Genomic DNA, 21,519 nt, shown 5'->3' with positions numbered 1-21,519 from the left:
CTGCACGTGCGCGCCCTGCTGCCCGGGGCCCGGGCCGTGACGGTGCTGCAGGCGGCCGCCGGCTGGCCCCTGGCCCAGCTGGAGCGCCAGGGCGACAGCGCACTGTTCGCCGCCCTCGTGCCGGCTGCCGAGGCCCGGCTGGGCTACCGCTTCCAGGTCGACTGGGGCAGCCATGTCTCGCAGTTGGACGATCCCTACCGCTTTCCGCCGGTGCTGGGCGAGGCCGATATCTGGCTGCTGGCCGAAGGCACCCACCTGCGCCCGTTCGAGCAACTGGGCGCGCACCTGCACGAGATGCAGGGGGTGCGCGGCGTGCGATTCGCGGTCTGGGCGCCCCATGCGCGGCGCGTCTCCGTCGTGGGCGACTTCAACCAGTGGGACGGGCGGCGCCACATGATGCGCCTGCGCCCGGAATGCGGCGTGTGGGAGATCTTCGCGCCCCACGTCACCGCCGGCGACGCCTACGAATTCGAGATCCTCGCGGCCGACGGCCAGGTGCTGCGCAAGGCCGACCCGTACGGCTTCGCGGCCCGCCTGCGGCCAGACACGGCCAGCGTGGTGCATCCGCTGACGGCGCCGGTGCCACTGCCGCCCGGGCGCGCCGCGGCCAACGGCCGGGAGGCGCCGATCAGCATCTACGAGGTGCACGCGGGCTCCTGGCGGCGCGGCAACGGCCACGAATGGCTGGGCTGGCGCGAACTGGCCCGGACCCTGGTGCCGTACGTGCGCGACCTCGGGTTCACCCACATCGAACTGCTGCCGGTGAGCGAGCACCCGTTCGACGGCTCCTGGGGCTACCAGCCCATCGGCCTGTACGCGCCGACGTCGCGCTTCGGCACGCCGGCGGACTTCCGGCACTTCGTCGAAAGCGCTCATGCCGCCGGGCTGGGCGTCATCCTCGACTGGGTGCCGGCGCACTTCCCGGCCGATGTGCATGGCCTGGCACGCTTCGACGGCACGCCCCTGTACGAGTACGCCGACCCGCGCGAGGGCTTCCACAACGACTGGAACACGCTGATCTTCAACTACGCCCGCATCGAGGTACGCAACTACCTGGTGGGCAACGCGCTGTACTGGCTGGAGCGCTACGGGGTGGACGGCCTGCGCGTGGACGCGGTCGCCTCCATGCTCTATCGCGACTACAGCCGGGCGCCGGGGCAATGGCTGCCCAACGCCGAGTGCGGCCGGGAGAACCTGGAGGCGATCGACTTCCTGCGCCGGGCCAACCGCGTGGTCGGCATGGAGCGTCCCGGCGCCATCACCGTCGCCGAGGAATCGACCAGCTTTCCCGGGGTCACCCGCCCGCCGGAGCACGGCGGCCTGGGGTTCCATTTCAAGTGGAACATGGGCTGGATGAACGACACCCTGGCCTACACCGGCATCGATCCGGTCCACCGGGCCCACCACCATCAGCAGGTCACCTTCGGCCTGATGTACGCCCACAGCGAGAACTTCGTGCTTCCTCTCTCGCACGACGAGGTGGTGCACGGCAAGGGCTCCATGATCGGCCGCATGCCGGGCGACATGTGGCAGAAGTTCGCCGGGCTGCGCAACCTTTATGGCTACCTGTGGGCCTATCCGGGCAAGAAACTGCTGTTCATGGGCGGCGAGTTCGCCCAGTGGGCCGAGTGGAACCACGACCGCGGCCTGGACTGGCACCTGCTCGAGCAGCAGGCCGCGCACCAGGGCATCCACCGGCTGGTGCGCGACCTGAACAACGTCTACCGCCATTTCCCGGCCCTGCACGAGCTCGACTGCGAGCCGGAGGGCTTCTCGTGGGTCAGCCATGACGACCACGACCACTCGGTATTCGCCTTCGAGCGGCGCGCCCGCGATGGCCGGGCGGTGCTGGTGGTGTGCAACTTCACGCCGGTGGTGCGCCACGGCTGGCGCATCGGCGCTCCCGCGGCGGGCGCGTGGCGCGAGGTCATCAACACCGACCAGGCCGTCTACGGCGGCAGCGGGTTGGGCAACGGCATCCGGCCCACCGAGCAGATCGCCTGGCACGGGCGCGGCCAGTCGCTGGTGATGACACTGCCGCCGCTGGCCACGCTGATGTGGGTGCCACACCAGCCGGGCGCCGCCGGCGACGACGCGACGGCTTCCGACAGCGCGGCCGGCGCCGCCGCGCCATGATGACGGCACGTTCGACGTCTTCTGCATGCTGAGCCCCGGAACCCCCTACCCGCTCGGCGCCACGCCGTCACCTCAAGGCGGTATCAACTTCGCCCTGGCGGCGCCCGGCGCCAGCGCGGTCCACCTGTGCCTGTTCGACAGCCAGGGCGAACACGAGCAGCAGCGCCTGCCGCTGCCCGCGTGCACGGACGGCGTCTGGCACGGCCGGCTGCCGGGCGCACGCGCCGGCCTCGTGTACGGCTATCGCGTCGACGGCCCCTGGGCGCCGCGCCAGGGGCTGCGCTTCAATCCGGCCAAGCTGCTGCTCGACCCCTATGCGCAGGAAGTGGTGGGCCGCTACGGCGGCGAGGACATCTTCCTCGACCACGAGCCGGACGCACCGGACCGGCGCGACCCGCGTGACAGTGCGCCCGTCGCCCTCAAGGCCCGCGTGAGCGCGCCGTCGGCCCTGCCTGCGGTGGCGCGCCCGCACATCGATGCCGGCGCACGCGTCCTCTACGAACTGCATGTCGGCAGCCAGACCCGGCTCCACCCGGACGTGCCGGAGCCGCTGCGCGGCACCTTCGCCGGCCTGGCCCAGCCGGCCGTGCTGGACCACCTGCAGCGCCTGGGCGTCACCACCTTGAGCCTGATGCCGGTGCAGCACCGCGCCGACGAGCAGCGCCTGCTGAAATTGGGCCTGACCAACCACTGGGGCTACAGCCCGATCGCCTGGTTCGCGCCGGAGATGCGCTACTGGAGCGGCCGGCCCGGCACCACGCCGGCCCAGGAGTTCCGTTCGCTGGCCGATGCCGTGCATGCGCGCGGCATGGAGCTGGTGGTCGACGTGGTGTTCAACCACAGCGCCGAAACCGACGAGGCCGGCCCCATGCTGAGCCTGCGCGGCATCGACAACGCGCTCTACTACCACCTGCGCGCCGAAGACCCGTCCCTCTACGAGAACTGGACCGGCTGCGGCAACTGCCTGAACCTGTCGCATCCGCGCGTCGTGCAACTGGTGATGGACAGCCTTCGCCATTGGGTGACGCAGCTGGGCGTGGACGGCTTCCGCTTCGACCTGGCACCGGTGCTGGCGCGGCGGGCCGGAGACGGCGCGTTCGACCCGGGGGCGCCCTTCCTGGCCGCCGTCGCGCAGGACCCGGTGCTGGCCCGGTGCCTGCTCATCGCCGAACCCTGGGACATCGGCCCCGACGGCTATCGGCTGGGGCAGTTCCCGCCCGGCTGGCTGGAATGGAACGACCGCTTCCGCGACACCCAGCGGGCCTTCTGGCTGCACCGGGCTGCCGGCCGCGGCGAATTCGCGCGCCGCCTGTGCGGCTCCAGCGATGCCTTCGAACACGACGGCCGCGGCCCCGTCGCCAGCGTCAACTTCGTGACCGCGCACGACGGCTTCACGCTGCGCGACCTGCTGAGCTACGACCAACGCCACAACGAGGCCAACGGCGAGCACAACCGCGACGGGCATGCCCACAACCTCAGCCGCAACTGCGGCGTCGAGGGCGACACGGACGATCCGGTGGTGCTTGCCGAGCGCGCCCGCCTGACGCGAACGCTGCTCGCGTCATTGCTGCTGTCGCAGGGCACGCCGATGCTCCTGGCCGGCGACGAAATCGGCCACAGCCAGCGCGGCAACAACAACGCCTACTGCCAGGACAACGCCATCACCTGGCTCGACTGGGCCTCCGCCGACACGCGCCTGGCCGCCTACGTGGCGCGCCTGCTGGCCCTGCGGCGCGAGGCGGCGCCGCTGCGCCGCGCGCAGTGGTGGCCGGCCACGCCCGCCCCGGGCGAGGCGGCGCTGCACTGGCTCGGCACGGATGGCCAGCCGCTGGCGCCGGCCGACTGGAACGACGCCGGCTGCCATGCCCTGGCCGTGCTGTTCGACCCGCCCGCCGGCGCGCCGCGCTGGCTGCTGCTGGCCAATGCCCAGGCGCAGCCGGCCTGCTTCGTGCTTCCTCCGGGGAGCTGGCAGTGCCGGCTGGCCAGCGACGCCGAGCCCGACGCGCCAGCCGACGCCGCACAGTTGCCGCCCACCGTCACGGTGCCGGCCGGCAGCCTGTGGCTGGCATGCGGCATTCCAGGCATCGAATCCAACCAGACGGAGACATGAGAATGGCTCGAGACAACGCACCCCGGCACCTGCAGGCCCATCAACTGGTACGCCGCACCATCGCCCTGGTACTGGCCGGCGGCCGTGGGTCACGGCTCAAGCAGCTGACCGATCGCCGCGCCAAGCCGGCGGTCTACTTCGGCGGCAAGTTCCGCATCATCGACTTCGCCCTGTCGAACTGCCTGAACTCCGGCATCCGGCGCATGGCGGTGGTCACGCAGTACAAGTCGCACTCGCTCATGCGCCACCTGCAGCGCGGCTGGAGCTTCCTGCGCGCCGAACTCAACGAAATGGTGGACGTGCTGCCGGCCCAGCAGCGCATGGGCGACGAACGCTGGTACCGCGGCACGGCCGACGCGGTGTTCCAGAACCTAGACATCATCGCCTCGAAGTCCACGCCGCACGACTACGTGGTGGTGCTGGCGGGCGACCACATCTACAAGATGGACTACTCCATCATGCTGCTGGACCACGTGGCGCACGGCCGCGGCTGCACGGTGGGCTGCATCGAGGTGCCACGCACCGAAGCGACCGCCTTCGGCGTGATGGCGGTGGACGACAAGCGCCGCATCGTCGACTTTCTGGAGAAGCCGGCCGACCCGCCGTCGATGCCGGGCAAGCCGGACGTGGCCCTGGCCAGCATGGGCATCTACATCTTCGACTCGAAGTACCTCTACCAGCTGCTGGAACAGGACAACGCCAACCCCGACTCCAGCCACGACTTCGGCAAGGACATCATCCCGCGCGCCGTGGCCGAGGGCCGGGCCGCTGCGCACCCGTTCGGCATGTCCTGCGTCACCCGCGCCCGGCGCGGCGGCGATGCACCGGCGTACTGGCGCGACGTCGGCACGATTGATGCATTCTGGGCGGCCAACCTCGACCTGGCCTCGATCACGCCCGAGCTCGACATCTATGACACCGACTGGCCCATCTGGACGTACCAGCGGCAACTGCCGCCGGCGAAGTTCGTGCTCGACCGCGACGGCAAGCATGGCATGACCGTCAACACCATCGTCTCGGGCGGTTGCATCGTCTCGGGCTCCAAGGTCAGCAGCTCGGTGCTGTTCTCGGGCGTGCGCGTGCACTCCTATTGCGACATCCACGAGGCGGTGCTGATGCCGGACGTGGAAGTGGGCCGCGGCTGCCGGCTGAACCGGGTGGTGATCGACCGCGCCTGCGTCCTGCCCGACGGCATGGTGATCGGCGAGGACCCGGCCGCGGACGCCGCGCGCTTCGAGCGCACCGAAGGCGGCGTGGTGCTGGTCACACGCGAGATGCTGGCGCGGCTGGGCGATGCCGCACCGGCGGCGCCGGCCGGGGCATGAGGCCGATGCGCGTCCTGCAGGTCAGTGCCGAGCTGTTCCCGCTGCTCAAGACCGGCGGCCTGGCCGACGTGACCGGCGCCTTGCCCGCAGCGCTGCAGGCGGCCGGCCAGGACGTGCGCGCGCTGCTGCCGGGATTCCCCGCCATCGTCGCCGGGCTGCGCGGATCGGCGCCGGCGGCCGAGTTCGACGCGCCCTGGGGCGAGCCGGTGCGCCTGCATCTCGCGCACCTGCCCGCCGCCACGCATGGCGCGCCGGCGCTGGCGGTCTACTGGATCGAAGCGCCTGACCTGTACGACCGGCCCGGCAATCCCTACGAGGACGCCGCCCACCAGGCCTACGACGACAACCACCGGCGCTTCGCCCTGCTCGGCTGGGCCGGCGCGCAACTGGCGCAGGGGCTGGACCCCGCCTGGCAGCCCGACATCGTGCATGCGCACGACTGGCACGCCGCGCTCGCTCCCGCATATCTCGCCTTCGCGCCGCGGCAGCCCCGCGCCCCGCGGGTCGGCAGCGTGTTCACCGTGCACAACCTGGCCTACCAGGGCTTGTTCGCGCCATGGCACCTGCACGAACTGGGCCTGCCGCCGGCTGCCTTCCAGATGAACGGCCTGGAATTCCACGGGCAGTTGTCGTTCATGAAAGGCGGGCTGTGCTTCGCCGATCGCCTGACCACGGTGAGCCCGACCTACGCGCGCGAGATCCAGACGCCCGAGCAGGGCCGCGGCCTGGATGGCCTGCTGCGCAGCCGTGCCGAGGTGCTATCGGGCATCCTCAACGGCGTCGACGACCGGGTCTGGAATCCGGCCGACGACAGGCACCTGCCCGAGGGCTTCGCGCCCCGTCGCACCGCGGGCAAGACCCGTTGCAAGGCTGCGCTGCAGGCCGAGCTCGGCCTGGCCGCGCAGGCCGAGGCGCCACTGTTCATCGTGGTCAGCCGGCTCACGGAGCAGAAGGGGCTGCACCTGGTGCTCGCAGGGCTGGACGACCTGCTGGCCCAGGGCGGCCAGCTGGCATTGCTCGGCAGCGGCGACGCGTGGCTGGAGGCCGCCTTCCGCGAGCGCGCCACGGCGGCGCCGCGGCAGATCAGCGTCACCCTCGGCTACGACGAGCCCCTGGCCCATCGACTGTTCGGCGCGGGCGATGTGACCCTGGTTCCCTCGGCGTTCGAGCCCTGCGGTTTGACGCAGATGTACGGGCTGCGCTACGGTAGCCTGCCGCTGGTGCATCGCGTCGGCGGCCTGGCGGACACGGTGACCGATTGCACACTCGAGGACATGGCGGCCGGCACTGCCACCGGCTTCGTCTTCGACCACTTCGAACAACCCGCGTACGCGCGCGCCGTGCGCCGCGCGTTCGCGCTGTTCCGCCGGCCGGCCGACTGGCGCGCGGTGCGTGCCGCGGCCATGCGCCGCCCGGCCGACTGGGGGCAGGCCGCCGCCCGGTACGTCGCGCTCTACCAGCAGGTGCTGGCCGCCTGACCCCTCTTCGACACTCTTCCCCGCCCCACCATGACCATCGAAGAATTCCAATACGACCATCCCGACCGCGACGTGGCCGCCTTCAAGCGCGCCGTGGCCAACAAGCTGATCTACGCGGTCGGCAAGGACCCGGTCGCCGCAAGCCAGGACGACTGGCTGCATGCCACTGCGCTGGCCGTGCGCGACCAGCTGGTGGAACGCTGGATGAGCACCACGCGCGCGCAGTACGCGCAGCGCGTCAAGCGCGTGTACTACCTGTCGATGGAGTTCCTGATCGGCCGGACCTTCACCAACGCCCTGCTGGCGCTGGAACTGCACGACACGGTCCGCCATGCACTGGCCGACTTCGGCGTCGACATCGAGCAGCTGGCCGAGCACGAGCCCGACGCCGCGCTCGGCAACGGCGGCCTGGGGCGGCTGGCCGCCTGCTTCCTCGATTCGATGGCGACGCTGGGCGTGCCCGGCCTGGGCTACGGCATCCGCTACGAATACGGCATGTTCCGCCAGCGCATCGTCGATGGCCAGCAGGTGGAGACGCCGGACTACTGGCTCACCCACGGCAACCCCTGGGAGTTCGCGCGGCCCGAGGTGCGCTTCCGGGTGCGCTTCGGCGGCCATGTGCAAAAGCGCGAAGGAAAGGGCGCACCCTACGGCACCGGGCGGTGGGTCGATACGCACGACGTCCTGGCCGTGGCCTACGACACCATCATCCCCGGCTACGGCACGCAGGCCACCAACACGCTGCGCCTGTGGTCGGCGCGCGCCACCGAGGAGATCGACCTGTCGGCCTTCAACCGCGGCAACTACATGGAAGCGGTGGAGAGCAAGAACCATTCGGAGAACGTCTCGCGCGTGCTGTATCCGGACGACTCCACGCCGTCCGGACGCGAGCTGCGCCTGCACCAGGAGTACTTCTTCGTCAGCGCCAGCGTGCAGGACATGCTGCACCGCTACCTGCGCAATCACGAGGACTTCGACGCGCTGCCCGACCAGATCAGCATTCACCTCAACGACACGCACCCGGTGCTGGCCGTGCCCGAGCTGATGCGCCTGCTGATCGACGAGCACAACCTGCCCTGGGACACCGCCTGGTCGTACACCCAGCGCATCTTCAGCTACACCAACCACACGCTCATGCACGAGGCGCTGGAGACCTGGCCGGTGGAAATGTTCGGCCGCATCCTGCCGCGCCACCTGCAGATCATCTTCGACATCAACGCGCGCTTCCTGGCCGGCGTGGGGCAGAAGCACGGACACGACGTGGAACTGCTGCGACGCCTGTCGCTGATCGACGAGCAGGGCGAGCGCCGCGTGCGCATGGCGTACGTCGCGGTGCTCGCCAGCCACTCGGTCAACGGCGTGTCGGAACTGCACTCGGAGCTGATGAAGCAGTCCATCTTCGCCGACTTCGCCAGGCTCCTGCCGGACCGCTTCAACAACAAGACCAACGGCGTGACACCGCGCCGCTGGCTGGCACAGGCCAATCCGCCATTGGCCAAGCTGCTCGATTCGCGCATCGGCCGCGGCTGGCGGCGCGATCTCGACCAGCTGGCGGCACTGCGCCCGATGGCGCAGCAGCCGGCGTTCGTGCGGGCCTTCCGCCACGCCAAGCGCGAGAACAAGCTGCGCCTGTGCAACTGGATCGAGCACAACATGGGCCTGACGGTGGACACCGACGCCATGTTCGACGTGCAGGTCAAGCGCATCCACGAATACAAGCGGCAGTTGCTCAACGTGCTGCACGTGATCACGCGCTACCTGCGCATCCTGGACGACCCGGAAGGCAGCCACGTCGCGCGGGTCGTCGTGTTCGCGGGCAAGGCGGCCTCGGCCTACCAGATGGCCAAGCTGGTGATCCGGCTCGTCAACGACGTGGCGGCGGTGGTCAACAACGACGCGCGCGCGCAGAAGCTGCTCAAGGTCGTGTTCGTGCCCAACTACAGCGTGAGCCTGGCCGAGCTGATCATCCCGGCAGCCGACCTGTCGGAGCAGATCTCCACCGCGGGCACCGAGGCGTCGGGCACCGGCAACATGAAGCTCGCGCTCAACGGCGCATTGACGATCGGCACGCTCGATGGCGCCAACGTGGAGATGCGCGACGCGGTGGGCGCCGAAAACTTCTTCATCTTCGGCAACACCGCTGCCGAGGTGGCGAACATCCGCGCCGGCGGCTACCAGCCTGCCGAGATCTACGAGTCGAACCTCGAACTGCAGCGGGCGCTGGATGCCATCCGCGACGGCATGTTCTCGCACGGCGAGCAGGCGCGCTACCACGCCATCTTCGACGCGCTGGTGAACTGGGGCGACCACTACCAGCTGCTGGCCGACTACGCGAGCTACGTCCAGACGCAGGAGCGCGTCGATGCGCTGTACCGCGATCCGGACGCATGGACGCGCACGGCCATCCTGAACGTGGCCGGCATGGGCCGCTTCTCGTCGGACCGCACCATTGCGCAGTACTCGCACGAGATTTGGAAGACGAAGCCGGTCAAGCTCGAGCCCGGGCAATGAAACCCGGCAGCGCCCCTCGGACGCGTCGACCGGCAAGACCATTTACCCGGCACGAAGTTGTATCGCAAGTTACAATGTGAGCCCCTCGCAGGCACGTGCGCCCCGTGTGCGTCGTGCCGGCTCCGGTCCCATTGCAGGGGCCCGAGTCTCCCCTCCACCTGTGGCCCGGCGCATCCCGCCGGCCGCCCCAAGATAGGGAAGAAACGGTTGCAGCTGACCGCCTCGCACACTCCCCGCCGCAATGGCATGTCCCGCTTCACGCGCGGGGGCGTGCTGGCCACGCTCCCCATGTGGCTGCGTGGTTCGCTCAATTGCGGGCTGCTGCGATCGCGCAATGCGCTCACGCCCTTGCTGAGCCAGCCCGTTCCGTTCCCCCTGTTCATCACAGAGCAGACCGCTCGCGCTCCAGGCGGCTGATCGCCGCACGCGCCCCCGTCCGGTAGCGCCAGCCTCGCACGGCTCGGCAGCACCGGCCCGCCCTTCGTCTGCCTCTTTGCGCGACGCCGATCCGGCGTTCCTCGCGCATGCGCAGGCACGACCGCACAAATCGAACGTGAGGAGTCTCGCCATGGCACGGATCGCCCGTCCTTCTTCCCTTTCATCGTCCACTTCCCCGCGCCCCGCGACGTGTGCCGCGCCGCTGCAGCGCATCGCCGTCATCGGCGGTGGCGCCTGGGGCACGGCGCTGGCCATCAGCGCGGCGCGCGCCGGACGCGCCGTGGCGCTGTGGCTGCGCGAGGCGGATCTCGCCGCCCGCATGCAGCAGGGCCGCGAGAACACCGTCTACCTGCCCGGGCATCGCCTGCCCGCCGGGGTCACCGTGCATGCCCGCATGGAAGATGCCCTGCGCGACGCGCACGCCGCCCTGCTGGTGGTGCCGTCGCAGCATCTGCGCGTCACCTGCAACGCCATGGCCGGCGCCCTGCCGTCGGGCCTGCCGCTGGTCGTGTGCGCCAAGGGCATCGAGCACGCAAGTGGCCTGCTGATGGCCCAGGTGGTCGAAGAAGCCCTGCCCGGCCATCCGCTGGCCGTGCTGTCCGGCCCTACCTTTGCCAGCGAAGTGGCACAAGGCATGCCCAGCGCCGTGACGCTGGCCTCGGAGGATGCGGCGTCCGCCGCGGCGCACTCGCTCGCCGCGCGCCTGGCCGCAGCGCTAGGCACGCCGGCGTTCCGTCCCTACGTCACCGACGACCTGCGCGGCGTGGAAGTCGGCGGCGCGGTCAAGAACGTGCTGGCGATCGCCAGCGGCATCGCGCAGGGCATGGGCTTTGGCGCCAACGCGCGCGCAGCGCTGATCACGCGCGGACTGGAGGAGATCCGCCAGCTGGCGCTGGCCCTGGGCGGACGCAGCGACACGGTGTACGGGCTGGCAGGTTTGGGCGACTTGTCGCTCACCTGCTCGAGCGAGCAATCGCGCAACATGCGCTTCGGCATCGGGCTGGCCACCGGCCGCAGCCCGCTCGACATGTTCGACGGACGCCCGGTGGTGGTCGAAGGCCGCGACAACGCGGTGCCGGTGACCGACCTGGCGCGCCGGCTCGAGGTGCACATGCCCATCTGCGAGGCGGTTCGCGCGGTGGTTGCCGACGGCGTGCCGATCGCCGCCGCCATGCGGCAGCTGCTGGCCCGGCCCTTCCGTGCCGAGACATCCGCCATCGCGCTGCAGATCGCCCAGCCACCGGCCGGACGCGCCCACGCGGAGCAGCGCCTGTGAGCCGCACCACGCCCCCGATGCCGCCGGCCCCGCGGCGCCCGCTGGTGCTGGCCACCGACCTGGACGGCACCTTCCTCGGCGGCAGCGACGCGCAGCGGCTCGCGCTGTACCGCTGGATCGAGGCACACCGCGAACGGGTGACTCTGGTCTTCGTCACCGGCCGCGACCTGCCGTTCATCCGCACGCTGGTGCGCGACACGCCGGTGCCTCGGCCCGACTATGTCATCGGCGACGTCGGCACCACCATCGCCGGCGGCCCAGGCATCGAGCCCATGGAGGAACTGGAGCAGCCCATCGCCCAGGCCTGGGGGGACGCCGGCGCGCGCATGCGCGCGCTGCTCGCGCACGAGCCGGGCCTGCGCCTGCAGGAGACGCCCTTCCGCTACCGGCTGAGCTACTACTACGAGCCGGCCGCGCTTTCGCCGGCCACGGTGCAGAAAGTGCGCGATGCCGGCTTCGACTGCCTGCTCTCGGCCGACCTGTACCTGGACGTGCTTCCGCCGGGCATCTCGAAGGGGCCGACGCTGCTGCGCCTGGCCGGGCACCTTGGCTGGCCGCACGAATCGCTGCTGGTGGCGGGCGACACCCTCAATGACCTGTCGCTGTTCCGCACCGGCCTGGCCGGCGTGGCCGTCGGCAATTCCGAACCGGCCCTGCTGCCGCACCTGGCGCAGTGGCCGCGCGTGTACCGCAGCCCCGCTCCGGGCGCGGCCGGCATCGCCGACGCACTGCATCACCACGGCTTCGTGGCCGACCACTTGAACCCTCGTCTCCCGTCATGAACAACAACACCGTGAAGAAATCCAGCCTGGTGATCGTCTATCACCGCCAACCCTACGAGGAAGTCGTCGAGGACGGCGCCACCGTCTATCGCGAGCACAAGAGTCCGAACGGCATCGTGCCCACGCTCAAGAGCTTCTTCGGGGCGGTGGACCAGGGCGCCTGGGTGGCCTGGAAGCAGGTCGACCCCAAGCACAAGGACAAGGACTTCCAGCAGGTGGTCCGCATGAGCGACTCGTACGGCGAGTACAACGTCTCGCGCCTGCCGCTCAGCGCCGCGCAGGTGCGCAGCTTCTACCACGTCACCTCCAAGGAGGCACTGTGGCCGATCCTGCACTCCTTCCCGGAGCGCTACAACTACGACGCCGTGGACTGGCCCGTGTTCCGCGAGGTCAACCGGCTTTTCGCCGAGGCCGCCGTGGAGCAGGCAGAGCACGGCGCCACCGTCTGGGTGCACGACTACAACCTGTGGCTTGTGCCCGGCTACGTGCGCGCGCTGCGGCCCGACGTGCGGCTGGCTTTCTTCCACCACACGCCGTTCCCGTCGTCGAGCATCTTCAACATCCTGCCGTGGCGCGAGGAGATCATCGACAGCCTGCTCGCGTGCGACGAGGTCGGGTTCCACATCCCGCGGTATGCCTCGGGCTTCGTCGCGGCGGCGCGCAACCTCAAGGGCGTCGAGATCGTCGAGGAGGTGGACGTGGAGCCCACGCTGTCGCCGGTCGGCCTGGCGTTGTCGGAAGCGTCGGTCGCCACGCGCATTCGCCACAAGGGGCGCGAGATCCGCGTCGACTCGATTCCCGTGGGCACCAACGTGCGCTACATCGGCGAGGTCGCGGCCAGTGCCGCCACCGCACGGCGCGAGGAGACGATCCGCCAGGACCTGGGCGGCCGGCGCCTGATCATCTCGGTGGGCCGCAGCGACTACACGAAGGGAACGCGCGACATGCTGCTGGCCTTCGAGCGGCTGCTGGAGCGCCGCCCCGAGGTGGCCACGCAGGTTCAGTTGCTGGTGACCTCGGTCGCCGCCGCCAACGGCATGGCCGTCTACCGCAAGGTGCAGCACGAGATCGAGCAGATCGCCGGGCGCATCAACGGCCGCTACGGCACGCTGGCGGCGCAGCCGCTGCTGCTGATGACGTCCGCCATCCCCTTCGAGGAACTGATCGCGTACTACCGCTGCGCCGACATCTGCTGGATCACGCCGCTGCGCGACGGGCTGAACCTCGTGGCCAAGGAATACGTGGCCGCGCGGCGCGGCATGGACGGCGTGCTGGTGCTGTCGGAATTCACGGGCGCCTCGGTCGAACTGGCGGACGCGGTGCTGGTCAACCCGTATTCGTCCCAGCTGATGGACGACGCCATCGAGCGCGCGCTGGCGATGCCGCAGGACGAGCAGCGCGAGCGCATGCGCAGCATGGCCGCGAGCGTCGAGAAATACGACGCCACCCATTGGGCGCGCCACACGCTCGAGAGCTTCCGCAGCCTCTGACGCCCGGGCCGGGCGCGGCCGTCAGTGCGCGTCCTGCAGCGCGGTGCCGTCGGCGTCGAACAGGTGGCAGCGCCGCGCCGGCAGGTACATCCGGCCCGGCTCGCCTTCGGCAAGCGGAACCTCGGCACCCCAGCGGGCGCACAACAAGGTGCCGTCGGGCGCGCGCAGGTAGGCCAGGCGGTCCTCGCCGAGCTCCTCGACCACTTCGATCGGTCCGTCGATGGCCGCGCCGCCCACGTCGTGCGTGATGTGCTCGGGGCGGATGCCCAGCGTCAGCGGCTGGCCAGGCGCCAGTTCGGCGGCCGGCGCCGGCAGTGCCTGCACCGCCCCGCCGGGCAGCCGCACGCGCACCTGGCCTTCGGCCAATGCCTCGACCTGCACCGGCAGGAAGTTCATCCGCGCGCTGCCGATGAAGCCGGCCACGAACAGGTTGCGCGGGTTGCGATAGAGCTCGGTCGGCGAGCCGACCTGCTCGATGCGCCCGCCGTTGAGGACGACGATGCGGTCGGCCAGCGTCATGGCCTCGACCTGGTCATGCGTCACGTAGACCATGGTGGTCCTGAGCGCCTGATGCAGTCGCGCGATCTCCAGCCGCGTCTGGCCGCGCAATTGCGCATCGAGGTTGGACAGCGGCTCGTCGAACAGGAACACGCTCGGTTCGCGCACGATGGCGCGGCCGATGGCCACGCGCTGGCGCTGGCCGCCAGAGAGCTGGCGCGGCAGGCGCTGCAGCAGCGGCGTGAGTTCCAGACGCTCGGCCGCCTCGCGCACCCGGGCATCGATCTGCGCGCGGCCCAGGCGCCGCCCGGCCTCGAGGCCGAAGGCGATGTTCTGGTGCACCGTCATGTGCGGGTACAGCGCATAGCTCTGGAACACCATGGCCACGCCGCGCTCGCGCGGGGCGAGATCGGTCACGTCGCGCTCGCCGATCAGCACCTGCCCGTCGCTGGCCTGCTCGAGGCCGGCGACCAGGCGCAGCAGTGTCGACTTGCCGCAGCCCGACGGGCCGACGAAGACGCAGAACTCGCCCGGCTCGATGCGCAGGTCGACGCCGCGGATCACGGCATGGCCATCGAAGTCCTTGCGCACGCCGCGCAGCTCGACGGCCTGGGCCTGGATCGGCGGCCTGCTGTCGGGAGCGTTCATGGACTTTCCTCCTGCTCTTCGTCGCGCTGCGCAAAAAAGGCGTCGAAGCCCGGCAGCATCAGCGTGGCGCCCTGCATCTGCCCGCCGAAGCCATGCCCATCCAGCGGCGTGAACGTCAGCGCGTCAGGCAACGCCAGGCTCATCGGGAAGGGCCCCAGGTTGAACACCGCGCGCAGCGTCCGGCCAGGCAGCAGCCGCTCCAGGCACAGCAGCGGCGCCGCGACCCGGTCGACGAACCGGATGCCGCCCAGTTGCAGCGCCGGCTGGGTCTTGCGCCAATGGATGAAGCGTTGCACCCGCGACAGGACCGACGCGGCGTCGGCCGACTGCAGCGACACCGCCCTTTGCACGTGCGCCAGCGGCACCGGCAGCCAGGGCGTGGCCACGCTGAAGCCCGCATGCAGCGCCTCGGCCACCCAGGGCATCGGCGTGCGGCAGCCGTCGCGGCCGGGAAACTCGGGCCAGAACTGGCGGCCATAGGGGTCCTGCAGGAGCTCGAAGGGAATCTCCGCCTCGGGCAGGCCCAGCTCCTCGCCCTGGTAGATGCAGGGCGTGCCGCGCAGCGACATCAGCAGCGCCAGCAGCAGCGGCGCGGCGCGTTCTCCATGCTCCTGCAGTCGCCAGCGGGAGATGACCCGCGCCACGTCGTGATTGGACATGGCCCAGCTGGGCCAGCCGTCGCCGATGGCTTGGTCGAACTCCTCGACGACGCGCCGGATGTGGCCCGCCGAGAAGGTCTCGCCCAGCAGGTTGAACGTGTAGGCCATGTGCAGGCGCTTGCCGCGCGCGGTGTAGGCCGCGGTGGTGCCGGCCGGATCGCGGTCGGGCCCGATCTCGCCCACCATCGCGGTGCCGGGGTGCGTGTCCACCAGCCGGCGCAGGCGCTCCAGGAAGGCGAGGTTCTCGGGCCGGGACTTGTCGTAGACGTGGTCCTGGTAGCTGTAGGGGTTGCTCTCGGGCACCCCGACCGTCTGCCCGCCCTCGCCCAGCGCCGGGTTGTCGCGCAGCGCCTTGTCGTGGAAGTAGAAGTTGGCCGTGTCCAGGCGAAAGCCATCCACCCCGCGCTCGAGCCAGAAGCGCACGACGTCGAGCACGGCCTGCTGGACCGCCTCGTTGTGGAAGTTCAGGTCGGGCTGGCTCGCCAGGAAGTTGTGCAGGTAGTACTGGCGCCGCCGCGTGTCCCAGGTCCAGGAGCTGCCGCCGAAGAGCGACAGCCAGTTGTTGGGCGGCCCGCCGTCGGGCCGGGCGTCGGCCCACACGTACCAGTCGGCCTTCGGGTTGGTGCGGTCGGCGCGGCTTTCGGCGAACCAGGAGTGGCGCTCGGAGGTGTGCGAGATGACCAGGTCGATCAGCACGCGCAGGCCGCGCTCGTGCGCCTGTGCCAGCACGGCGTCGAAGTCGGCCATGGTGCCGAACATGGGCGCCACCTGGCAGTGGTCGGCCACGTCGTAGCCGAAGTCGGCCATGGGCGAGACGAAGAACGGCGCGATCCAGACGGCGTCGGCGCCCAGTGCGGCCACGTGGTCCAGCCGCGCGGCAATGCCCGCGAGATCGCCGACGCCGTCGCCGTTGGTGTCGAGGTAGGAGCGCGGGTAGATCTGGTAGATCACGCCGCGCTGCCACCAGTCGGTTGCCGCCGAAGCGTCGTTGTCTGTCGTCATCTCATCATCCTTTGACCGCGCCGGCCGTCAGGCCTGCGACGATGCGCCGCTGGAACACGAGCACCAGCAGCATCAGCGGTACCGTGACCACTACGGATGCCGCCATGATCGGACCCCACGGCAGCTCCTGGCTGCTGCCGCCGGACAGCAGCGCGATGGCCACCGGCACCGTGCGCGCGTCGGGCGACAGCGCGAAGGTCAGCGCGAACAGGAACTCGTTCCAGGCCACGATGAACGCCAGCAGCCCGGCCGGCACCATGGCCGGCCACAGCAGCGGCAGGAACACGCGGCGCAGAAGCAGTGCGGGCGAGGCGCCGTCCACGTAGGCGGCCTCCTCCAGTTCACGCGGCAGCTCGCGCATGAAGGTGGTCAGCACCCACACGGTGAAGGGCAGCGTGAGCACCAGGTTGGCCAGCCCCAGCCCGGGCAGGCGGTCGTACAGGCCGAGCGCGCTGATCAGCTCGAACATGCCCGACAGCACCGCCACCTGCGGGAACATGGACACGCCGAGGATCGTCATGAGCAGCAGCCCCCGGCCGCGGAACGGCACGCGCCCCAGCGCCCAGGCGGCGCCAAGCCCCAGCAGCAGCGACGCGCCCACGACGCCGAGCGCCACGGCCAGCGAATTGAGGATGCTGCGGCCGAAGTTCTGCTGCACGAAGATCTGCGCGTAGTTGCGCAGATCGAAGTGGTCCGGCCACAGCGACGGCACGAACAGCTCGGAGCCGGTGCGCAGCGAGGACACCAGCGCGTAGTAGAAGGGAAAGACGGACACCAGGAAGATGATCGCCAGCAGCAGCGCGAAGCCGGCGCGGCGCGCCAGTGCGGCGCCGCTCATGCGCCGAGTGCGGCGGGTCTGGCCGGCGCTCATTGCGCATCCCCCTGCGGCTGCACCCGGCCGACCACCAGCGCGGTCCAGGTCAGCAGGACGATCACCAGGAACAGCAGGGTGGAGGCGGCCGAGCCGTAGCCGACCTCCTGGAAATCCACCAGCCACTGGCGCGCATACACCGACATCGATTGGGTGTCGCGCGAGTTGGCGGTGAGCACGTAGATCAGATCGAACACCCGCAGCGCGTCCAGCGCGCGGAAGATCACCGCCACCATCAGCGCCGGGCGGATCAGCGGCAACGTGACGCGGAAGAAGACGCGCACCGGGTGGATGCCGTCCACCCGTGCCGCCTCGTAGCAGTCGCCCGGCAGCATCTGCAGCGCCGCGAGCGTCAGCAGCGCCATGAAGGGCGTGGCCTTCCACACGTCGACCATCACCACCGCCCACATGGCCAGTTGCGCGTCGGCGGTCCAGGCGACGGGCTGCGAGATGATGCCCAGGCCCATCAGCACATGGTTGAGGATGCCGAACTGGTCGTTGAGCATCCAGCCCCACATGCGGGCCGACACGACGGTGGGAATGGCCCACGGAATGAGGATTGCCGCGCGCACCACGCCGCGCAGCGGAAAGCGCACGTTCAACGCCAGCGCCACCACCAGGCCCAGCACGGTCTCGATCGACACCGAAACCGCCGCGAACCAGACGGTGCGCCAGACCGCGCGCCACCACACCGGATCGGCCAGCACGCCATACCATTCGCCGCCGTCGCGCGACAGGTAGTTGTCCAGGCCGACGAAGCGCGCCGCGCCCAGTTCGTCGAGGTGCGCGTCGGTGAAGCCGAACCACAGCGTGCGCGCCAGCGGCCATCCGGCCACCAGCACCAGCGCCACCAGGGTTGGCGCGAGGAACATCCACGCCGCACGCACGCGCTGGCGCGCAAGGCCGCCGGGGCGGCGCGTCGGGGGCACGCTACCAGCCACGGCGGCTCATCCTGCGCAGTTCATGCGAGAGTTCGTGCAGCGCGGCCTCGGGCGTGCTGCTGCCGGACAGCGCCCCGTGCACCTCGTTGGCGACGGCGCTGGAGACGCGGTTGTACTTGCGGCCCGTGACCCGCGACGGCCGCGCCACGGCCGATTCGAAGCTGGGATACAGCGTGCGGAAGAACGGATTGGCGGCGATCACCTGGGCGTCCTGGTAGAGCGCCGGCCGGGTCGGGTTGTAGGCGGCTTTCACGGCGCGCCGCTTCTGCTCGTCGCTGCCGGTGAGATAGCGCACCAGGTCCGCCGCCTCGGCGACGTGGCGCGAGTGGCGCGAGACGGCGAGGTTCCAGCCGCCCAGCACGCCGCTGTGACGCGCCGCGCCGCGCGCCGGATCCCCGCTGGGCAGTGCGGCCACGCCCACCTTGCCGCGCACGGGGCTGTCCGCACCTTGCGCCAGCGCCCAGGCATACGGCCAGTTGCGCATGAACACCGCATGCCCGGACTGGAACAGGCCGCGCGCCTCTTCCTCCGAATAGTTGAGCACGCCAGGCGGCGCGATCGACCCGATCCAGCCTGCGGCCATGGACAAGGCCTCGCGCGCAGCAGGACTGTCCACCACGACCCGGCCCTGCGCGTCGACCAGCGCGCCGCCGCGGCTGTCGATCCATTCCAGCGCGTTGACGGTCAGGCCCTCGTAGGCGCGGCCCTGGAACACGTAGCCCCACAGGCCGCCATTGCCCGCCTGGCGCTCGGCCTGCTGGATGCGCCCTGCCGTGCGCGTCATTTCGTCCCAGGTCTGGGGAACCGGCAAGCCGTACTTGCGCAACAGGTCGGCGCGGTAGAACAGGACGCCGGCGTCGGTATAGAAAGGCAGCGCCACCAGGCGGCCGTCGACCGTGTTGTTGCGGATGATGGCCGGGAAGTGCTCTGCCGGCGCGTTGCCGGCCATCGGCCCGAGGTCCACCAGGTTGCGCGCCAGGATGCCGGGCCACACCACGTCGATCTGGTAGATGTCGATCGCGGTGCTGCCGCCGGCCAGCAGTTGCTGATAGAGCGCCAGCCGCTCGCTCGCCGAATTGGGCGTGGACACCACCCGCACCGAGTTGCCGGTGCGCTCGGCCCACGCCTGGGCACCTTCGCGGCACAACTGCAGTTCCTGCCCCACCGCGCCGCAGGAGATCGAGATCTCCACGGCCATCGCCCACCGCGGCGTCAGCGCCAGCCACAGCAGGCTCGACAACACCATGGCCGCAAGCCGGCCGAGGCATGGGCGGGGGACGCGTTCAATCAATAGTGCAGTCCAATCGCGGTGGAACGCGAGATCCGGTCGTCAGGGCTGGCGCAGGCCCAGCACATCGAACATGTCGAACAGGCCGCTGCGTCGGCCGGCCAGGAAGCGCACGGCACGCAGGCTGCCCTGCGCGTAGCCGGCCCGGTTGGACGACTTGTGCGAGATCTCGATGCGCTCGCCGATGCCGGCGAACAGCACGGTATGGTCGCCCACGATGTCGCCGCCGCGAATGGTGGCGAATCCGATGCTGGAGGGATCGCGCTCGCCGGTGACGCCTTCGCGCGCATAGACGGCGCAATCGTTCAGGTCGCGGCCCAGCGCCTGGGCGATCACCTCGCCCATCTTCAAGGCGGTGCCCGACGGCGCATCCACCTTGTGGCGATGATGGGCCTCGACGATCTCGATGTCGTAGCCGGTGGACAGGGCCTTGGCCGCCATCTCGAGCAGCTTGAGCGTCACGTTCACGCCCACGCTCATGTTGGGTGCGAACACCACGGCAGTGCCTTGCGCAATGTCGGCGATCTGCGCCTTTTGCGCGTCCGAGAAGCCGGTGGTGCCGATCACCGCCTGCACGCCGAGTTCGCGGCATATCTGCAGATGCGCCAGAGTGCCTTCCGGCCGGGTGAAATCGATCAGGACCTCGGCGTTGGCCAGGCCCTGGCGGAGGTCGGCGACGATCGGGACGCCGGTGGCGACGCCCAGCGCGGCCCCGGCATCCTGGCCCAGCGCCGGGCTGCCGGCGACGTCCAGCGCACCGGCAAGGATGCAGTCATCGGAAGCCAGCAGGGCTTCGATCAGCATGCGGCCCATGCGGCCGGACGCGCCGGCGACGGCGACCCGCCGCTTGCCGGCGTGGGCAGCGGCAGAAGCGGAGGCGGAGGACGAATTGGTCAAGACAGGTTCCTCGGACGGACGGATCGGGTGCGCACGCAGCTGGCCGTGCCCCGGCTGGCCCGCCAACGGCGATTGGAAGTGGCGAAATCAGCGGCCGGTGCCCAGCGGCGGATAGCTCGCTGGCAGCGGCGGCTGCGGCTCGGCCGCGCCGGCTCCCGGCTCGGCGGCGTCCTTCGGCTTGGGCGCGTATTTCTTGAGCTCGTCCTCGCTGGCCTCGAGCTTCGGGATCTTGGGCTCGGACTTGCCGCGCGGATCGAGCGTGGCGACGAATTCCTCTTCGCTGGGCATCGGGTCGCCCTCGTGGCGAACCATGCGCTCGCCGTCGAAGTAGACGGTCAGGCGACGCTGCTGCGCCGCAACGCCCTGGCGGCGGATGGTGAAGACGTAGTCCCAGCGGTTGCTGTGAAAGACGTCGTTGAGCAGCGGCGTTCCCAGGATCTCGCGCACCTGCTGGCGCGTCATGCCGGGTTGAAGCGCATCGACCTGCTGCTTGGAGACGAAGTTGCCCTGGACCACCTCGACCTTGTAGGGGGTGATGGCATAGAGCGCGCCGCGGGTACTGTCGCCGATGCTGCTGCACGCGCCCAGCACGGCACTGCCAGCGATCGCCGCCAGGAGCGCCCAGGATCGGCGTGGGTGATTGGCAGTCATGGAAAGAAGGGCAAGCGATATGATCGGCTCATTGTAGCGGCACCCTCTTTGCCGCTCGCAGGCCACAAAAGCGGCACGCATCATGGACAAGATCGACGAACTCAAAAGCACGGGCCTGAAGGCCACCCTGCCCCGACTGAAGATTCTGGAGATCTTCCACAGCGGCAACCAACGCCACATGACGGCCGAGGACGTCTATCGCGTGCTCCTCAACGATCACTCCGACATCGGCCTGGCCACCGTCTACCGGGTGCTGACCCAGTTCGAGCAGGCCGGCATTCTCGAGCGCAGCCATTTCGAAAGCGGCAAGGCAGTCTACGAGCTCAACGAAGGCTCCCATCACGACCACCTGGTGTGCACCAGCTGCGGCCGGGTCGAGGAATTCTTCGACGCGGAAATCGAGTCGCGCCAGCAGATGGTCGCCAAGGACAAGGGCTGGCAGCTGCAGGATCACGCCATGTCGCTCTACGGCGTGTGCGCCGACTGCCTCAGTAAGCGATAGACCCGGCAAGCCCGGG

At 70.1% G+C, this 21,519-nt stretch carries 17 protein-coding genes; 10 read left to right on the top strand and 7 right to left on the bottom strand.

The window, feature by feature from the left end; translation table 11 throughout:
• The 9 genes from glgB to ggpS all read left to right on the top strand — a co-directional run.
• A partial coding sequence (gene glgB / locus VES41_RS07510) for a 1,4-alpha-glucan branching protein GlgB (protein ID WP_324814970.1) occupies nucleotides 1-2,136 on the top strand: 2,136 nt, incomplete at its 5' end.
• Between the two features lie 25 nt (nucleotides 2,137-2,161).
• Nucleotides 2,162-4,246, top strand: a complete 2,085-nt coding sequence (gene glgX / locus VES41_RS07505) for a glycogen debranching protein GlgX (RefSeq protein ID WP_324814969.1) — start codon at nucleotides 2,162-2,164, stop codon at nucleotides 4,244-4,246.
• 2 nt (nucleotides 4,247-4,248) lie between these two features.
• Nucleotides 4,249-5,571, top strand: coding sequence for a glucose-1-phosphate adenylyltransferase (gene glgC, locus VES41_RS07500; RefSeq protein ID WP_324814968.1), 1,323 nt, complete (start codon nucleotides 4,249-4,251; stop codon nucleotides 5,569-5,571).
• Nucleotides 5,572-5,576: 5 nt separating this feature from the next.
• Nucleotides 5,577-7,049, top strand: coding sequence for a glycogen synthase GlgA (gene glgA, locus VES41_RS07495; protein ID WP_324814966.1), 1,473 nt, complete (start codon nucleotides 5,577-5,579; stop codon nucleotides 7,047-7,049).
• 30 nt (nucleotides 7,050-7,079) lie between these two features.
• Nucleotides 7,080-9,560, top strand: coding sequence for a glycogen/starch/alpha-glucan phosphorylase (locus tag VES41_RS07490; protein WP_324814963.1), 2,481 nt, complete (start codon nucleotides 7,080-7,082; stop codon nucleotides 9,558-9,560).
• Between the two features lie 246 nt (nucleotides 9,561-9,806).
• On the top strand, nucleotides 9,807-9,977 hold the full coding sequence (locus VES41_RS07485) for a hypothetical protein (RefSeq protein WP_324814961.1): 171 nt from the start codon (nucleotides 9,807-9,809) through the stop codon (nucleotides 9,975-9,977).
• Between the two features lie 151 nt (nucleotides 9,978-10,128).
• Nucleotides 10,129-11,274 carry an NAD(P)H-dependent glycerol-3-phosphate dehydrogenase gene (locus tag VES41_RS07480; protein ID WP_324814959.1) on the top strand — a complete coding sequence of 382 codons (1,146 nt, stop codon included), beginning with the start codon at nucleotides 10,129-10,131 and terminating at the stop codon, nucleotides 11,272-11,274.
• Nucleotides 11,271-12,056: an HAD family hydrolase gene (locus VES41_RS07475; RefSeq protein ID WP_324814956.1), complete on the top strand. Its 786-nt coding sequence runs from the start codon at nucleotides 11,271-11,273 to the stop codon at nucleotides 12,054-12,056. The genes VES41_RS07480 and VES41_RS07475 overlap by 4 nt, the downstream gene beginning before the upstream one ends.
• Nucleotides 12,053-13,546, top strand: coding sequence for a glucosylglycerol-phosphate synthase (gene ggpS / locus VES41_RS07470; RefSeq protein ID WP_324814954.1), 1,494 nt, complete (start codon nucleotides 12,053-12,055; stop codon nucleotides 13,544-13,546). Before VES41_RS07475 ends, ggpS begins: the two co-directional genes overlap by 4 nt.
• A 21-nt stretch (nucleotides 13,547-13,567) precedes the next feature.
• On the opposite strand, the gene VES41_RS07465 is transcribed toward ggpS, so the two are convergent.
• The 7 genes from VES41_RS07465 to VES41_RS07435 form a co-directional block, all read right to left on the bottom strand.
• Nucleotides 13,568-14,692, bottom strand: a complete 1,125-nt coding sequence (locus VES41_RS07465; RefSeq protein WP_324814951.1) for a sn-glycerol-3-phosphate ABC transporter ATP-binding protein UgpC — start codon at nucleotides 14,690-14,692, stop codon at nucleotides 13,568-13,570.
• Nucleotides 14,689-16,353: an alpha-amylase family glycosyl hydrolase gene (locus VES41_RS07460; RefSeq protein ID WP_324814948.1), complete on the bottom strand. Its 1,665-nt coding sequence runs from the start codon at nucleotides 16,351-16,353 to the stop codon at nucleotides 14,689-14,691. The genes VES41_RS07465 and VES41_RS07460 overlap by 4 nt, the downstream gene beginning before the upstream one ends.
• Before the next feature lie 4 nt (nucleotides 16,354-16,357).
• Nucleotides 16,358-17,224 carry a carbohydrate ABC transporter permease gene (locus VES41_RS07455; RefSeq protein WP_324814946.1) on the bottom strand — a complete coding sequence of 289 codons (867 nt, stop codon included), beginning with the start codon at nucleotides 17,222-17,224 and terminating at the stop codon, nucleotides 16,358-16,360.
• Nucleotides 17,221-18,165 (bottom strand): sugar ABC transporter permease, encoded by a 945-nt coding sequence (locus tag VES41_RS07450; RefSeq protein WP_324814943.1) that lies wholly within the window; start codon nucleotides 18,163-18,165, stop codon nucleotides 17,221-17,223. The genes VES41_RS07455 and VES41_RS07450 overlap by 4 nt, the downstream gene beginning before the upstream one ends.
• Nucleotides 18,155-19,411, bottom strand: coding sequence for an ABC transporter substrate-binding protein (locus VES41_RS07445; RefSeq protein ID WP_324814940.1), 1,257 nt, complete (start codon nucleotides 19,409-19,411; stop codon nucleotides 18,155-18,157). The genes VES41_RS07450 and VES41_RS07445 overlap by 11 nt, the downstream gene beginning before the upstream one ends.
• An 84-nt stretch (nucleotides 19,412-19,495) precedes the next feature.
• Entirely contained in the window at nucleotides 19,496-20,350 is an 855-nt protein-coding gene (dapB, locus tag VES41_RS07440; RefSeq protein ID WP_324814938.1) for a 4-hydroxy-tetrahydrodipicolinate reductase, read from the bottom strand.
• Nucleotides 20,351-20,437: 87 nt separating this feature from the next.
• Nucleotides 20,438-21,001, bottom strand: a complete 564-nt coding sequence (locus VES41_RS07435) for an outer membrane protein assembly factor BamE (protein ID WP_324814934.1) — start codon at nucleotides 20,999-21,001, stop codon at nucleotides 20,438-20,440.
• Between the two features lie 82 nt (nucleotides 21,002-21,083).
• On the opposite strand from VES41_RS07435, the gene fur reads away from it, so the two are divergent.
• Nucleotides 21,084-21,503, top strand: a complete 420-nt coding sequence (gene fur, locus VES41_RS07430; RefSeq protein WP_324814932.1) for a ferric iron uptake transcriptional regulator — start codon at nucleotides 21,084-21,086, stop codon at nucleotides 21,501-21,503.
• Nucleotides 21,504-21,519 lie beyond the last annotated feature (16 nt).

This window comes from Variovorax sp., from assembly GCF_035634955.1.
Classification (GTDB): Bacteria; Pseudomonadota; Gammaproteobacteria; order Burkholderiales; family Burkholderiaceae_C; genus Variovorax.
The sequence above is the reverse complement of the archived record's forward strand: the minus strand, read 5'-3'. Positions and strand labels throughout refer to the sequence as shown.

Excerpts from the sequence above, each read along its gene's own strand:
- glgX (WP_324814969.1), top strand. The coding sequence starts at position 2,162 with ATGCTGAGCCCCGGAACCCCCTACCCGCTCGGCGCCACGCCGTCACCT.
- glgC (WP_324814968.1), top strand. The coding sequence starts at position 4,249 with ATGGCTCGAGACAACGCACCCCGGCACCTGCAGGCCCATCAACTGGTA.
- glgA (WP_324814966.1), top strand. The coding sequence starts at position 5,577 with ATGCGCGTCCTGCAGGTCAGTGCCGAGCTGTTCCCGCTGCTCAAGACC.
- VES41_RS07490 (WP_324814963.1), top strand. The coding sequence starts at position 7,080 with ATGACCATCGAAGAATTCCAATACGACCATCCCGACCGCGACGTGGCC.
- VES41_RS07485 (WP_324814961.1), top strand. The coding sequence starts at position 9,807 with ATGTCCCGCTTCACGCGCGGGGGCGTGCTGGCCACGCTCCCCATGTGG.
- VES41_RS07480 (WP_324814959.1), top strand. The coding sequence starts at position 10,129 with ATGGCACGGATCGCCCGTCCTTCTTCCCTTTCATCGTCCACTTCCCCG.
- ggpS (WP_324814954.1), top strand. The coding sequence starts at position 12,053 with ATGAACAACAACACCGTGAAGAAATCCAGCCTGGTGATCGTCTATCAC.
- VES41_RS07465 (WP_324814951.1), bottom strand. The coding sequence starts at position 14,692 with ATGAACGCTCCCGACAGCAGGCCGCCGATCCAGGCCCAGGCCGTCGAG.
- VES41_RS07460 (WP_324814948.1), bottom strand. The coding sequence starts at position 16,353 with ATGACGACAGACAACGACGCTTCGGCGGCAACCGACTGGTGGCAGCGC.
- VES41_RS07455 (WP_324814946.1), bottom strand. The coding sequence starts at position 17,224 with ATGAGCGCCGGCCAGACCCGCCGCACTCGGCGCATGAGCGGCGCCGCA.
- VES41_RS07445 (WP_324814940.1), bottom strand. The coding sequence starts at position 19,411 with ATGGTGTTGTCGAGCCTGCTGTGGCTGGCGCTGACGCCGCGGTGGGCG.
- VES41_RS07435 (WP_324814934.1), bottom strand. The coding sequence starts at position 21,001 with ATGACTGCCAATCACCCACGCCGATCCTGGGCGCTCCTGGCGGCGATC.
- fur (WP_324814932.1), top strand. The coding sequence starts at position 21,084 with ATGGACAAGATCGACGAACTCAAAAGCACGGGCCTGAAGGCCACCCTG.